General features: G+C 42.6%; 10 protein-coding genes and 2 pseudogenes. 5 read left to right on the top strand and 7 right to left on the bottom strand.

Translation table 11 applies throughout. The annotated features are described in order from the left end of the window. The 4 genes and pseudogenes from B9T16_RS06070 to argC all read left to right on the top strand — a co-directional run. A pseudogene (locus B9T16_RS06070) lies at nt 1–199 on the top strand (transposase); the annotation flags it as partial. Nucleotides 200–464: 265 nt separating this feature from the next. After that, complete coding sequence (locus B9T16_RS06065; RefSeq protein WP_410244315.1) at nt 465–1,658, top strand: glycosyltransferase; 1,194 nt, start codon at nt 465–467, stop codon at nt 1,656–1,658. A gap of 809 nt (nt 1,659–2,467) precedes the next feature. Next, a complete protein-coding gene (locus B9T16_RS06060) occupies nt 2,468–3,640 on the top strand; it encodes a group II intron maturase-specific domain-containing protein (protein ID WP_410244314.1) in 1,173 nt (390 codons plus the stop codon). Between the two features lie 124 nt (nt 3,641–3,764). Continuing rightward, nucleotides 3,765–4,796: an N-acetyl-gamma-glutamyl-phosphate reductase gene (gene argC, locus B9T16_RS06055; protein ID WP_014275501.1), complete on the top strand. Its 1,032-nt coding sequence runs from the start codon at nt 3,765–3,767 to the stop codon at nt 4,794–4,796. Nucleotides 4,797–4,844: 48 nt separating this feature from the next. Here the strand turns inward: argC and B9T16_RS06050 are convergent, their stop codons facing one another. After that, a complete protein-coding gene (locus B9T16_RS06050) occupies nt 4,845–5,696 on the bottom strand; it encodes a universal stress protein (protein WP_410244313.1) in 852 nt (283 codons plus the stop codon). A 162-nt stretch (nt 5,697–5,858) separates the two neighbouring features. Here B9T16_RS06050 and B9T16_RS06045 point away from each other — a divergent pair, with 162 nt between their 5' ends. After that, entirely contained in the window at nt 5,859–6,284 is a 426-nt protein-coding gene (locus B9T16_RS06045) for an acyl-CoA thioesterase (RefSeq protein WP_199318180.1), read from the top strand. Here the strand turns inward: B9T16_RS06045 and B9T16_RS06040 are convergent. The 6 genes and pseudogenes from B9T16_RS06040 to B9T16_RS06015 form a co-directional block, all read right to left on the bottom strand. Further along, entirely contained in the window at nt 6,281–6,841 is a 561-nt protein-coding gene (locus tag B9T16_RS06040; protein ID WP_410244312.1) for a sensor histidine kinase, read from the bottom strand. The two genes, B9T16_RS06045 and B9T16_RS06040, sit on opposite strands and share 4 nt — an antisense overlap. 126 nt (nt 6,842–6,967) lie before the next feature. Next, nucleotides 6,968–7,102, bottom strand: coding sequence for a hypothetical protein (locus tag B9T16_RS06035; protein WP_410244311.1), 135 nt, complete (start codon nt 7,100–7,102; stop codon nt 6,968–6,970). Between the two features lie 75 nt (nt 7,103–7,177). Continuing rightward, nucleotides 7,178–7,501 (bottom strand): annotated as a pseudogene (locus B9T16_RS06030) (response regulator). A 142-nt stretch (nt 7,502–7,643) separates the two neighbouring features. Then, a complete protein-coding gene (locus B9T16_RS06025; RefSeq protein WP_410244310.1) occupies nt 7,644–9,440 on the bottom strand; it encodes an EAL domain-containing protein in 1,797 nt (598 codons plus the stop codon). A gap of 299 nt (nt 9,441–9,739) precedes the next feature. Continuing rightward, nucleotides 9,740–11,236: an endonuclease/exonuclease/phosphatase family protein gene (locus B9T16_RS06020; RefSeq protein WP_410244309.1), complete on the bottom strand. Its 1,497-nt coding sequence runs from the start codon at nt 11,234–11,236 to the stop codon at nt 9,740–9,742. Next, a complete protein-coding gene (locus B9T16_RS06015; protein WP_410244317.1) occupies nt 11,236–15,699 on the bottom strand; it encodes a PAS domain S-box protein in 4,464 nt (1,487 codons plus the stop codon). Before B9T16_RS06015 ends, B9T16_RS06020 begins: the two co-directional genes overlap by 1 nt. Between the last annotated feature and the right edge of the window lie 17 nt (nt 15,700–15,716).

Genomic DNA, 15,716 nt, shown 5'->3' with positions numbered 1-15,716 from the left:
ACGTTTCATAGAGGGGGACGGATTCCTGAGCTAGTGGAGGTGGCTCAATGCCGTTTGCTCTATCTACCACCTTATTCGCCAAACCTCAACAAGATAGAGAAATGTTGGTCGTGGTTGAAAGCCCGCATTCGCCATTGCACGTGAGCAGTTTGATTCTCTCGATGATGCCATGGATTCCGTTATAAAAGCTGAGTCCTAACCACCTTGACTAATGCTATAGATAGATAAATCCTGGGAATTTGGGTAGTATAAAATGGATTAATCTAGGGTTAATAAGTAGGCAATTAATGGTTAATTAAGTTGTAGTAATTATCCCAGACTTGGGTAAATTACAGCTGGTTCACCAGTCGCTTAATACATTGCCCTCACCCTAAATCCCTCTCCCAGGGGGGGGGGAGAGGGACTTGGAGAGAGGAATAGATTGGGTATAATAATACTCAAAGTTTTGGATAAAGTTGATAGAGATGAAACTTAGCTTTTGTATAATTGCCAAAAATGAAGCCCATCAGTTAGGGGAATGTTTACAGACGGTGGGAAAGTTAGTAGATGAAATGATAGTGGTGGATACAGGTTCTAGAGATGGAACGCCGGAAGTTGCTAAAAATATGGGGGCGAGAGTGTATGAGTTTAGCTGGTGTGATGACTTTGCGTCGGCGAGAAATGCGGGTTTAAAATATGTGACAGGTGATTGGGTTTTGGTGTTAGATGCTGATGAGCGATTAATGGAGGGAATTATCCCTCAAATTAGAGGTTTAATTAACCAGGAAGATTATTTGCTGATTAACTTGGTGCGACAGGAAATCGGGGCGGTGCAGTCTCCTTATTCTTTGGTGTCGCGACTGTTTAGAAATCATCCGGATCTGTATTTTTCTCGCCCTTATCATGCTTTGGTTGATGATAGTGTGATGGAGATTTTGCGGCGGGAACCTCAGTGGCGGATCGGTTCTATNCCAGAAATAGCGATCGCTCATTATGGATATAGTTCGGATGCGATCGCGGTAAAGAATAAACAACAAAGGGCTWGTGAAGCTATGGAAAGCTATTTAAAACAGCATCCCGATGACCCTTACTTAGCGAGTAAATTAGGGGCTCTGTATGTGCAATTAGGTAAACTCTCAGCAGGTATTGACCTGTTAGAAAAAGGGCTAAAGCAGGCATCTGGAATTGAGGGGGGGACTATGTATGAATTGCATTATCACCTAGGAATTGCCTATAGCAAAAGGGGACAACTAGAGGCGGCGGAAGCACAGTATCAAAAGGCGATCGCGGTTAATGTATTCCCTCAATTAAAAATAGGGGCTTATAATAATCTGGGAAATCTGCTGAAAGGTAGGGGCAACCTAAAAGCGGCGCTTTGGGCCTATGAAACGACGATAGAAATTGACCCATTATTTAGCTTAGGTTACTATAACCTGGGCATGACTCTACGGGCGATGGGAAATTCCCAAAAAGCGATCGCATCTTATCAAAAAGCGATTTCTCTTAACCCTCACTATGGGGAAGCCTACCAAAATTTAGGGGCGGCGTTGTTAGGTATTGGCAACATTCCCGATAGTCTGAAAGCCTTTGAAAGAGCGATAAGCGTATATGAACAAACCAACCCCCCGGAAGCCAAACGGCTCAAAAAAACCTTGTCAGAAATGGGATGGCGACTATAGACTTCTGCACTATGGGGGAAATTTGATACTACAATGCAGCAACAGAACTAGGATGGGTATGATGTGAAAGTCTCTATCAAGGGTTCTAAAAGGTCTGGGTAGGTCACAAGACTTATCTCAAAAGCTAATCATGTTAGGAGTCATGCAATAGTGCGACCCGTTAGCCTGAAAATAGGGAAAATCCCCTAGGGGAAAGGCTGCAAGGGGATATTAACCCTTGACAACTGAATCTCGCTTGTTGGTGCGGAAGTCTGAGAGGTCCCAATATGGGAAGTATCAGAATCAAAAAATATCCAAGTCCAACCCTCCAAGTGCCGGAGTGAAAACAGTTCCCCACGGTAGCGACTGGTCATCAATCCGTGAAGCGGGAATTGGGCGTAAACCCTTTTAAATGGGGATTTAAGCGCCCTGTAGCTGGCTATGAGTAGGGAAACGAACTTCTGCGAGAACTACCGTTAGACTCCAAATTAGGCGGGTATACGCTGCCTTATATGTATGGGGCAAGAAAGCGTTGTTGTTGCCAACGTTAACAGGTTATTTCTGTAGGGAATAACTCGGCACTCAAAAGGCCCCCGGTAGAAAGGAAGACTCTAAGGCCAGAAACCAAAGCGATTTTCGGAACGGGATAACCTCTAAGTTGCTCTCGGTGGGTTTTTAGCCTATTACTGAGTAGTCAACCAAGGCGGATAACTGGGTATTCCAGGCGGCTTAGGGGAGGGATTGTGTCAGAAGCGAAGGCCCTGACTATAAATCGGGGATATGCAGACGGACACACGGAATTGATTGCTGTGCTGAGTGAGTGAGTTGCTGTGAAGAAGACTAAAGCCAGTCTGATAGGGACGAGGATGGTATGCGTAGATGAGTCGTTGTTGACGGTGAAGGGGGAGATGAAAGGCCGCCGAAACTGTTGGCAACGTTGTCTATGGAAGCTGCAACAACGGATTTACCGCGCCTCGAAACGGGGTGATATTAAGGTGGTCCGTAAACTCCAAAAAATGCTGATGCGTTCGGCTTCTGTGAGGTATCTTGCTAGTGATAGTTGTGATGGGGGTTCTATAGCTGTTCAACAGTGTTTGATGCAATGGGCTTTGGAACCGGAATGGCGGGCTCGTTGGGAGTTGGATGATGCTGTTGGCTCTCATTTTTCATCGGTTGGGGAACTGTTGCAGGCGATCGCTAAAAGTCTGGAAAATGGCCATAAGTTGGTCTGGGTTATTGATTTAACCAGGCTTTGTCAACCGAGAATATTGGCTCAAAGGTTGCCGGATTTACCGCGCTCTATGGGTCTGAATAAGGCTCGGATTGATGGGGCTTTGGGGTGTTTATTAGATGCGATCGCTTTGGGAGAGTTAAACCACCAATTGAGTCGGTTAATTAGGGGACTGAGCAACCCGGAAACTACTCTGATTCGATTCGGCGAAATTATGGTGATTTTAGATGGTGACATGAGGAATATCAACATCTATCAAAAAGCCGTCAGTGAGTGGCTAGACAAATTGGAAATTCCCCAAGTTTCTGATTTTTATGCTGTCACGAACACGGCTAATTGTGTTGAGGAAAACTCTCCGGGTTTTGACCTGTTGGGGTTTCATATTCGCCAGTTTAAAAATCATCATCGCCGAGGGTTAAACTATTATACTACCATCAGCCCTAGTCGAGAATCTGCCCATCAACACTATCGAGAATTGGCGACGATAGTTAGTAGCCATAAAGCCAGTCGTCAAGGGGATTTAATTAACCTGCTGAATCGGAAAATAGCGGATTGGTTTAGTCAATATCAAGGTGCTAATAACCGCAAAATTCATCGAAATTTAGATAGGTTAATTGACCGGAAATTGCGGAGTTGGGCGAAACGTCGTCACCCGGATAAACCTAGGAATTATTGGCGGCGAAAATACTGGCAAGTTACGGAAACAGGTGGCTGTAGGTTTGGCTGTTTCCATAAGGGAAAATGGGTGAGCCTTCTTAAACATAGAGTATAACAGCATGGCTTGATTCTGAGGAGCCGTGTGAGGTGAAAGTCTCATGCACGGTTTTGGAGACGAGTAGGCTGGGTGACTGGCTTGCTTAGTTTAACTGAGTAATCAACGTACACCTATCGGAATTGTGGGTGCATCAGGTTATGGTGGGGTGCAACTGGTGCGCTTATTACAGGATCACCCCCTGGTTGAAATTGTTTATTTGGGAGGAGAAAGTAGCGCCGGAAAACCTTTTTGTAGTTTATATCCCCACCTGGGTCATCAGGTGGAGTTGATGATTGAACCAATTGATTTGGATAAAATTGCTAGTCGGTGTGAGGTGGTGTTTCTATCTTTGCCGAATGGTTTGGCCTGCGAAATGGCTCCGCAACTGTTAGAAAAAGGCTGTTATGTTCTGGACCTGTCTGCTGATTATCGGTTTACTAATTTAAATACCTATACCAAGTGGTATAACAAGGAAAGAAGCGCTGATCTGGATGTGGCTAGGACGGCGGTTTATGGTTTGCCTGAACTATACCGAGATGCGATCGCCTCAGCGCGATTAGTGGGCTGTCCTGGCTGCTATGTGACCGCTAGTTTGTTGGCTTTATCCCCCCTATTAAAACAGGGGCTAATTGTCCCGGATAGTGCCATTATTGATGCTAAATCGGGGGCTTCTGGCGGGGGACGACAGGCTAAAACTAATATGCTATTGGCGGAAGCAGATGCCTCGGTTTCAGCCTATGGTATTGGTGGACACCATCGCCACACGCCGGAAATTGAGCAAGTTTGTAGTGATTTGGCTGGACATGATGTGACGGTGCAGTTTACCCCCCATTTGATGCCTATGGTGCGGGGTATTTTGGCGACGGTTTACGCTAACTTGCGCGACCCGGGTTTGGTGCGAGAAGATTTGCTGACTATTTATAAGGCGTTTTACCGCAATTCTCCCTGGGTTAAGGTTTTACCTGGGGGAACTTTCCCCCAAAGTAAATGGGCCTGTGGCACAAATCTTTGTTACATTGGTATTGAGGTGGACCAACGCACCGATAGGGCGATCGTGATTTCTACCATTGATAACCTGATTAAGGGTCAAGCGGGACAGGCGGTTCAATGCCTCAATATTATGAAGGGATGGTCGGAAACTCTGGGACTACCTCAGTTGAGTTTTTATCCGTAAAATTCACGCTTGGGGCGGGTTAATCAGTCTCTCACCCGCCCTAAACTTTTACCCGGCGTGGCGGGTTAATAACACTGGACAGTTGGCGTAAACTCGCACATAGTCGGATAGGGAGTTTCCGAGTAGGCGATCGATATCAATGAAACTCTTGGCCACGGTGGGGCGGCGATCGGGAGAACCCAGCAACAGCAGATCGGCGTTGAGGTCTTCTGCGATCCGGCAAATTTCCGGGCCGGGTTTTCCGGTTCCGGTTACACAACGATAACTAACTCCCATTTGTTTGGCTTGGGCGACAGCCGGGGCTAAAACCGGGTCGTTTTCCGCAGTGGCGGTGTAATCTTCTGCTGATTTGCCACTGAGATCTTTATTAACATGGGCGATAATTAGTTGTGCGCCCTGGATTTCTTTAACAAAGTCGATCGCCGTTTTTAGGCATTCTTGGGCTTCTGGGGATGAATTATAAGCTACCATGACCCGCCGTAGCTTCTTGACATAGGTATCGTCTTTGACCAACAGCATGGGTCGAGATGTGAGTTGGAAAACGTATTGACTGACTGAGTTTTCTAAGACGGCTTGCAGTCGTCCTAACCCCCGTGAACCCATAATAATTAGATCGGCGTTTTCTTCGTCTGCTACCTGACAAACAATATCTTTGGGATCGCCTTGTTTGAGTCTAGGATTAACTCGGTTGGGATCGACTTTCACGGATTGGACGGCCTGGGCGAGGATTTTGCCTCCTTCTTCTAGTTTGACGGACATTCCCTCGGCCGTGACTTGGCTGGGCACTACATGGAGAAGGGTGATAGATGCCTGTTGCAGAGATGGTAAATCCATCAGCATATTTAGCATCTCTTCGCACAGTCCACGACCCGCAACAGCAACTAAAATTTTATTGATCATAGGTTTTGCCCAAAATTCAAAACAACGCTCATTATCAAACGCACTATTATATAACTTAGGACAAAGCGGCTGATTAACTGATAATTTGTAGAAATGTAGCGTTTTGGAACGAATTGTAAAGTGTCTCGATTAAAATATCCTAGTTCACAAGATCAGCCGACTATGGCCTCAAATTGGTTTGAGTATTTGGTGGAAGTGTTCCCACATCAAACTGATTATGCGGGGGTGGTTTGGCATGGGACTTATGTGGGTTGGATGGAGGAAGCCCGCATTGGGGCGTTGCGGTCTGTGGGGGTTGGTTATGATCAGTTGGTCGCTTTGGGGTTTGAGTTGCCTGTGGTTGACTTGGAAATCCGCTATCATCAATTTGTACACATGGGCGATCGCATTAAGGTTAAAAATCGTATTTCTGGCCTAACTAAAGTTCGTATCCCCTGGGAATTTGAGATTGAGTCCCTAGACGGTAGACAACGATATGTTAGCGCCACTACTACTCTGGTGGTTATCGATCGCCAAACTGGCAAAATTAGACGACAATGGCCCCCTCTTTTAAATCAGGCGATCGCTAAACTCATCGATAATGGTTAAGTTACGCTACCCTGGGAAATTGGGGCGATCGGTAATTCTACCCGAAATTCTGCCCCCTCGCCAGGAATAGAAGATAAAATCAACTGTCCGTTATGTTTTTCTACTACAATTTGATAACTGGTAGCTAGTCCTAATCCCATACCTTGACCCACCGTTTTGGTCGTGAAAAATGGGTCAAATAAACGAGATTGTAACTCCGGTGCAATCCCCATACCATTATCACGAATCCGAATCGCTACCCGGTTAGGATTAACTTGTTCTGTAGTTATCCAAATAGTCGGAACCCAGTCGGACTCATGGGCTTGACTGTCAGCCGATTGTAAGCTATCAATAGCATTATTAATTAGATTCATGATTACTTGATTAATTAATCCAGCATAGCAGGTTATAAACGGCAAGTTTTCCGCCTTTTGTTGAATAACTTTAATCTCAATATTATGATTATTGCCCGGCAATCTATGCCTGATTAAATGCAAAACACTGTTAAGGCATTCATGCAAATCAATCGATTTCATTTCAGCTTCATTAGTGCGGGAGAAAATTCGCAAGGCTAACATAATTTGATCAATGCGTTTGATACCTGTTTTCAGAGATCTGATTAATTTCTGAAGATCCTCTAAGATAAAATCTAGTTCCAGTTTTTCCGCTCGGGCTAAAATTTGGGGGGAAGGATGGGGATATTCTTATCGATATAAATTAATTAACTCGATTATATCTTCAACATATTGATAGGCGGGGTCAAGGTTTCCAGAAATAAAATTAATCGGATTATTAAGTTCATCAAAAATCCCCGCTACCAATTGATTTAAAGCTACCATTTTTTCCTTTTAGATTAGTTCGATCTGGGTGGCTGCTAACTGCTTTTAGGTGGCTTTTAGTTGCTGATTTTGAAGCTATAAATCTCTTGGCAGATTTTGGATTTTGAGTTGATTGTGAATCCTCGCCATCACTTCTTCTACTTGAAAAGGTTTGGTGATATAATCCACTCCTCCTACTTGAAAAGCCTTAATTTTATCTTCGATTTGATTAATAGCACTCACAAAAATAATCGGGATTTACGAAGTTTCTGGATTATTTTTTAAGGCTTCACAAACTTGATAACCATTGATGCCTTGCATATTGATATCAAGTAGAATTAAGTCCGGTTTTAAAGCCTTAACTGCCATGAGTGCCATCTTACCGTTAATGGATTTACGCACCCGAAATCCAAACTCCATTAACATAGTTGATAATAACCTAATATTTTCTGGCACATCATCAACTATTAAAATGTCGGCTGATGCCAAATTCTGATTATTCATAATCCATGGCTTTTGATAATGTAAAGAATTGATTATCGTTAGATCAGACTGGGATGATTTACCAGATTTTATCGGCTGCTATTAACTCCATTAATAAACTTTCGGGGACAGGTTGAGAAAATAAATAACCTTGGGCAAACTCACATTCTAAACCTCTCAATAATGACAGTTGTTCGGAGGTTTCTACCCCCTCAGCAATTACCCCCATTTTCATGGTTTTAGCAATATTAACAATCACGGGAACTAAGCCGCAACTTGAACCGTTATTATCCATTCTTTGAACAAAAGATTTGTCGATTTTGAGAGTGTCAACTTGGAAATTATGCAGATAGCTTAAAGAAGAATATCCCGTGCCAAAATCATCAATACTTAGTCTGACGTTTTGCTTTTTAAAACCTTCCAGAATAGCGACGGCTGTTTTCGGGTTATCCATAATTGCGCTTTCTGTGATTTCTAATTTTAAGCAATGGGGGTCTAGTTGAGTGACTTCTAAAAGTTGTTGTATCTGCTGACTTAGATCCATGTTCGCAAACTGTCTGGCTGAGACATTAACACTGATAAACATCGAATCATTAATCAGTTTACTTTTTTGCCAACTTCGGAATTGTTTACAAGCCTTTTCTAAGACTAAATTGCCAATGGCATTAATTAAACCTGTTTCCTCGGCTATGGGAATAAATAAGACGGGGTGAATCAATTGTTTTTGGGGATGTTGCCATCTAACTAAGGCTTCAAAACCTGCGATTTTTCCAGTTGTTAGATGAATTATTGGCTGATAATAAACCAGAAATTCATCATTCTTAATAGCTCGCCTTAAATCGTTTTCAATTTGTAGCTTTTCGGAAACATTGTGGTGCATACTGGGGTCAAATATATGATATTGACCTTTGCCTAAATCTTTGGCTCGATACATTGCTGTATCTGCATCTCGCAGCATATGTTCGGGTTTTTGATAATCTAAATGTGACCAAGATATGCCAATACTTACATTAATAAATACTTCTTGATTGGGGAGGAAAAAAGGATGAGAAAAACTCTCAAGAACTTTTTGAGCCATGGCTTTTGCTTCCGCCATATCCTCGATTTTATTAACCATAATCGCAAATTCATCACCTCCTAAACGAGCGAGGGTGTCTTCCGGTTTTAGCAGGGATTTTAGACGCTTGGAAATAGCAATTAAGAGTTGATCACCTACGGAATGTCCGAGGGATTCATTAATCATTTTAAAGCGATCGCAGTCTAGCAACAACACCACAAAATTATAATTATGATGTTCCTGTTTGACATCAATACCATCAGCTAGACGTTCCAAAAATAAGGCTCGATTTGGTAAATTAGTTAAATCATCACGAAAAGCCATATCCCGAAGTTTACTGTTAGCGATTTCTAATTCTTGAGTGCGCTGTTCAACTCTGGCTTCCAGTTGGGTATTTAACACTTGTAATTGCTGTTGAATGCGGCGGAGAGTCAGTTGATTTTTTACCCTGATTAAAACTTCCTGAAATTTAAAAGGTTTACTAATATAGTCTACTCCCCCCACTTCAAAGGCTTTTACTTTGTCAAAAATATCGTCCAAAGCACTCAGAAAAATGATGGGTACTTCGGCGGTGTATGGCTCCGATTTAAGCTGATTACAAACTGCATAACCATCTATATCTGGCATCATAATATCTAACAGGATTAAATCAGGTAATTTATTATTTACCTCCTGTAGTGCGGTTTTACCATCGATCGCCTCACGAACTTTATACCCTTTTTTGCTAAGAATTCGTGACAATAGATGCAAATTTCCTGGGGTATCATCAACAATCAAAATATCTGATTCTTGGTAGTTATTTGGGTGGTTATCACTCATAATGTATTTTAACCTAGGTTGTGGGATAAGCTAGTGAACCCACATGGTCAAGGGATTGATAAATAGCAAATATTAACATTGTACTCAACCCAGTTGTTTTTTGGGGTCTATGTTGCTTATTTGGGTACGGATACGCCAAACAGACACCAAGATACCATAGTCTACTGCATTAATTAGCTTTCCCGAGTCAGTTTCAACCCTAAGGCTGATTGAACCTAGTTACTGCTAATACCGGGTGTCTAAATACCCAGGACTGATTCAATGATCTAGTCACCTCAAAAACCACCTTGATTACCTAGTTATCCAGGATAACCATTGAGTTGGATTGTCGCCACAACCTGTCCATGATCTGATTTCCAGGGTTCTATTGATTCATCACTTAGGCTTTGGTCTACTAGATGATCGTTGAATAAGGCAACATAACTAACCCTCCCAACTTGGCGGGAGTTTTCTACAACTAATTCTTGACTCACCAAAATATGATCCAGGGTTTCATAATAACCATTATACATATAAGTATAGTAGCAGTCTCGGTAACTTTGCCTAGCCTGAATATCCTTGACACTGTAAAGCCGTAACTCATCCTGGTTGTGGTTTGGTTTAAATCGGGTTTTTTTCCAAGAAATATCCCCCGCCATAATTTTGGTGGTAATGGCTAAATCACTATCGTTAAAGTCTCCTAAAAGAATAATCGGATTTTGACTGTGGCTCCAAGTCTTGAGCATAATATATCGTAAAGCCGTAGCTTCGGCGGCTCTACGCAGTAAAGACCTGACTTTTCCTTTGGCTTTTTCTACGGGGTCTTGGCTATCTACTCCTTCGGTAATTTGGGGACGCTGGGATTTTAGATGCACCACAAAAACTGTACATTGTAGGCGGTCTTGGAGTTGAATATTAACTGCTAAAACTGGTCGGGAAAAATGGTTGATGGGAATAATAGTTCCTTCTATATCTATTTGAGACTCTGGGGGGAATTTATCATAAATTTGCCAGGATATAATTGGTAATTTGGAACAGAGACCTACTACGGGTTTATCCACACGGGGATTAGTGGTAATTAAATGAGCATTATGATAGGATTCGGTGGCGGCGAGAATTTCTTGTAGTGCTTCGGGGTGGAAGATTTCTTGAAATCCGATGATGTCGGCTTGCATGGTTGCTAACTGATGAGAAATCCAGGCTTTTTTTTGTTGGTAAAGTTCTGGGGTATATTGTCGGATTTCGTAATAAGTTTGATTGGGTAAAACTAAGTTATATAGGTTAAATGTGCCTATTTTAAAGATGTTTCGGGGGATAATTGCTGGGGATTTTACGGGTTTTTTAAAGGTTAAATATTCCAGAAATATTGCCCAACTAGCGATCGCATTGTCTTCTCCCCAAGCCTGTCCCCCCGTTTCCTCGGCTAGACGATTTAACTCTTGACTTGGGCAATTATTTGGGCGGTTAATATAAATAGTGACATCATGGAGTTGACATGATGCGATCGCTTGATTAATCGCCGTTGTCAAACTGGTGGAGTTTGGCTGACATTCTGTGGGTCTACCTTCCCAGCAATAAATCACTCTCATGGCTTGTGGTCGCCATTGAAAGTCACTACAAATATCCCCAATAGTATCAATAGCCGCCATGGTATTTGGGGGGATACCGTCTTCAACCTGTAACCATTCAACACGCCAATTTTCCGATGAACTTGAAGCTACTGTAATCATCACTTCAGCAGTTTCTAAAAAATCGGCAAAGGGAGGTTCCAAATCATCAATAGCATTGATTAAAAGCACTATATCAATTGTCATCATTATTCCACCTTAGACATTCGCTGATCAAGATAATTATTAAACAGTCTAATTATCATGGTAGTGCCGACATTTTCCTGGGAGTCACATTCGAGATAACCACCATGTTGCTCAACAATAGTTTTATGAGCAATAGATAAACCCAAACCTGTGCCGCGTCCCACAGATTTAGTCGTAAAAAATGGATCAAAAATTTTCGACTGTATTTCCTGGGGTATTCCCAGACCATTATCAGCAATTTCGATTTTTACCCCCACATTACCAGACTTAGGATGATGAACAGGTAAAGTCGTGACCGTGAGGGTAGGAATAAAGTCTCTATGGACTTTGATCCGGTCTTCCAAAGCATCGATCGCATTATTTAATAAATTCAGAAATACCTGATTGATTTCACTAGCAAAGCATTCAATTTTCGGCAAATCCCCCCAATGGTTAATCAGTTGAATTTGGCATTTTTTGGCAACCATATTAAAGCGACCTTGTAGCATCATGATCGTACTTACCAAGCCTTCATTAATATCGGCTTTTTTGATTTTAGCCTCATCAAGCCTAGCAAAATTTCGCAAAGATAAAACAATTTTAGTGACTCGCTCGGCTCCCCGTTGCATGGACTCTAAAATATTACCAAAATCTTCCTTAATAAACTCCAGATCTATTTCCTCAATCTTATCTTGAATATCGGGATGAGTTTCGGGATAAACCTGCTGATATAATTCACACAAATCTAATAAATCGGCTAAATATTGTCGAGCCGGATTAACATTACCGTAAATAAAACTAATCGGATTGTTAATTTCATGAGCCACCCCAGCCACTAACTGTCCTAAAGATGCCATTTTTTCACTTTGGATAATTTGCGCCTGGGTACTCTTCAGCTCTTGCAAAGTAGTAGCAAGCTGTTTAGCCTTGCGTCGTTCTCTCGCCTCGGATCTTTGGAGAGCCTCTTCCGCCTGTTTCCGTTCAGCCAGTTCCATTTGTACCTGTTCAAAGAGGCTGCATTGTTGGAGAGCGATCGCCAATTGCACGCCGATTTGTTTAAGGCTAGAAATCTCAAAGGCTTGCCACTTCCGAGTATCCCGACATTGATGAGCAATTAACAATCCCCAAAGTTTACTATTGTCTTTAGCCACATTTTTAGGTTGTAAAATCGGAATTACCAGATTAGCTTTCACCTGTAAACCTTCTAACAGTCCCACATGACAAGCAGTTAAATTAGCATTATAAATATCAGCGATCGCTCTAGTTCTGCCATCTTCATACAACCGCGCATGGGAGGACTCAAAACAATCATCACGGATATCTAAACCCTGCAAAGCCATCCATTCCGCCCCCACGGACTCCACCGCAATAGAGCCAGTAAAATCGGAATTAAACTTATAAATAACAGTGCGATCGACCTGCAAGAAATAGCGGACTTCTTCCACAGCAGTTTGCAAAACTTCTTGTAAATTCAAAGATGAGCGTATCCGCTCCAACATAATACCGACAAATCGTTCCTGTAGTAACTTTTGTTGGAGAGTTTCTTCGGCACGTCGTCGCTCGGTAATATCCGTATGTACAATAATTAATCCAATGGGATTTTGTGTCGGGTCAAAAATACAATCAGCACGGACTAAATTAGGAATAATCACCCCAGAGCGAGTTTTAATACCCACTTCTCCACTCCACGATCGCAAATTTTGGAGAGAAGCCAAAATACTATTACCAACCCGGGTAGAAATATAAAGTTTAATCGGTCCGCCGATCGCATTTAATTCTTGCACAGTATAGCCGTAACTTTCAATCAAAGCGCGATTTAAATATAGTGCCTTTCCTTCCAGGTCAGTCATCACAATAGCATCACTGCTGCTATCTACCGCCGCCTTAACCCGCAATAGTTCAATTTCAGCTTGTTTGCGATCGCTAACATCTTTATAAGTCCCAGTCATCCGCAGAGGTCGTCCCTGTTCATCCCATGTAAATACCTTACCCCGATACAGCATCCATTGCCATTGTTGGGAACTATTTAGCATTCGCACTTCCACCTTATAAACATGGCGGCGACCCTTAACAGAATCATTCAAAGCCTCCACAACCCGTTTTTGATCATGGGGGTGAATTAATTGTTTCCAAGACTGAAAACTATTATCAATTTGGTGTTCATCATATCCTAACATCCGTTGCCATTGAGGGTCAAAATATACTTCTCCCGTGGAGATATTCCAATCCCATAAACCCAAAGCACTACCTTCGAGAGCCAATTCTAATTGTTCCTCACGGCTTTGTAAGGCTACCACGGCTTTTTTAAATTCAATACCCACCGCCATTTGATTAGCAATTACCGCCAAAGTTTCCAAAAATTGCCTACTCAACAACTCCCGACTAAATAAACCAATTACCCCCACACAAGCACCCTCAACAATCAACGGATACCCCACAAAATTAGTGAAACCTCGCTCGGTAATAATTGCAAAATCTTGACTCCACCCATGATGGGATAAATCTAGGCTCAAAATCGACTGTTGCTCACTGACAATTACCCCAATTGGCTGAGAACCCACTTTAATATACGCCAAATTTTCCGGGGGATTTTCTAAGCCAGAAATACCTTGTAATTCTAGTAAAGTTTTGGCGGAATTTAAAGTCCAAATACAAGCAATAGTATCATCCAAATAAGCCGACAAAGTGTTAGCACAATTAGTCAGAACTTCCGATAAACTACCGCCACGGGTCATAGCAAACCCCACCTCAGATTTGAGGGCCGTTAATTGTACGCGACGTACTAACTCAGTCGTGGCTCGTTTTGGTTCGGTAATATCCCTAATTATGGAAATGACGGTTTGGGAGTTACCAGAGACAATGCGGGTTTCATATTGCCTCCAATCCTCCCCATTATTCGCCGGTAGTTTATATTCAATGGCTTGAATTTCTGAGGAAAATAAAGCGCGATTATGAGCATTTTGGAGATGATTACCCACTTCATTAGGCAAAATCTCTAGGATATTTCTACCTAACAATAACTCTGGTAACATCCAGTCAGAACTATCACGGGGCGGTTTCACATCAACTATTGTACCATCCCTCTGACATTGGATAATTAAATCAGGAATGGCATTTAATAAGGCTCGGTTAGTGGCTTCGCTTTCCCGCAGAGCCGCTTCTGAACGTTTGTGGTTGGTGATATCTGTAGCCAGACAGCAAATAGCTGCCGGTTTTCCGGTATCATCTTCTAACAGAAAACGATGGGATAGGTAGGTGTTACAACTGTTATGAAACCGGATTTCTTCTTCCCATTGGATAGGTTTTTCACTCTCCAACAAAGCTGTATCAGCCGATTGAAAAGCTAGGGCTATATCGGGGGTAAACAAATCATAGTCAGTTTTACCAAGTACCTGGTCACGGTGCAAATTAAACCGCTTTTCATATTCTCGGTTAACTAGGAGATAGCGCCCGCTATTGTCTTTCATGTAAATTATGGCAGGAGCGTGATCGAGGATGTCTTGTAGTTGCTTTTGGCTTTGGTGTAGAGCTTTTTGGGCGATCGCTCTTTCATGAGCCTCTAAAGTTAGAGTTACCCAGTCCGCTAGGTAGGTGGCAAAGTTCTGTTGTTGCAGATCCCAATCAATCACCTCTCCCTGATTTTCTAAACACAGAACCCCGATAGTTTCCCCTGATAAACGAATCGGAATATCTAACATAGACCTAATATCCAGAGGCTGGAGATAGGCGGCGGTAAATTCCCTAGTCCTGGGGTCATTTTGGGCATCGAATGCCACAATTATCTCTTCCCTTTCCAGGGCGGCAAAATAACTAGGATAGTCGGCAGCTTCCAGTTTTATACCCTGAGAATAGCAGTTTTTTTCCTGTTCATATAACTTGACACACTCAATGCCATTATGGTATTCTGTATAAAACCAAATACTTGCTCTACTTACTTGCAAAGTTTGGGCAGCAATAGCAGTCAGGGTCTCAAATGCTTGGTCAATATCTCCGTGATAAAATTCCCAAGACCGAGCCAATTGCATTTGTGCCTGTTGTTGTTTCCTAAGAAACTGCTGTCGCTGTTTTTGGGTGTCGATCGCTGCTTGTGGTAGTGGTCGCACCATTGCCAAAAATCCCATCAATTGCCCATTTTCGTCTCTCACACCGCTGATCAACACAGATACGGGGAGGGTAGTACCATCACGGCGAATATAGGTATGTTGCTGTTCGTCAGTGTCCCCTAAAATTACTCGCTCTATCAGGGTTTGATGTAGCTGTTGTTGTTGGTCAGAGTGGCTAGTATTTCTGTGGTCTTGGTGATGAAATTCGGTCCAGTGAATATGGTCGATCGCCTCCGAGGCTGTATATCCTAGGAGGTTTTCGGCCGCGCGATTAAATGTGCAAACCATACCATTGCGATCGGTCACAATGATAGCCATATCAGCGCAATTAATAATAGCTTGCTGAAATTCAGGACTCGATGGATAAATTATCTGAGTAACCATCACAGTTTAATAGAAGT

It is taken from the genome of Arthrospira sp. PCC 8006 (genome assembly GCF_046480465.1).
GTDB lineage: Bacteria > Cyanobacteriota > Cyanobacteriia > Cyanobacteriales > Microcoleaceae > Limnospira > Limnospira platensis.
The sequence above is the reverse complement of the archived record's forward strand: the minus strand, read 5'-3'. Positions and strand labels throughout refer to the sequence as shown.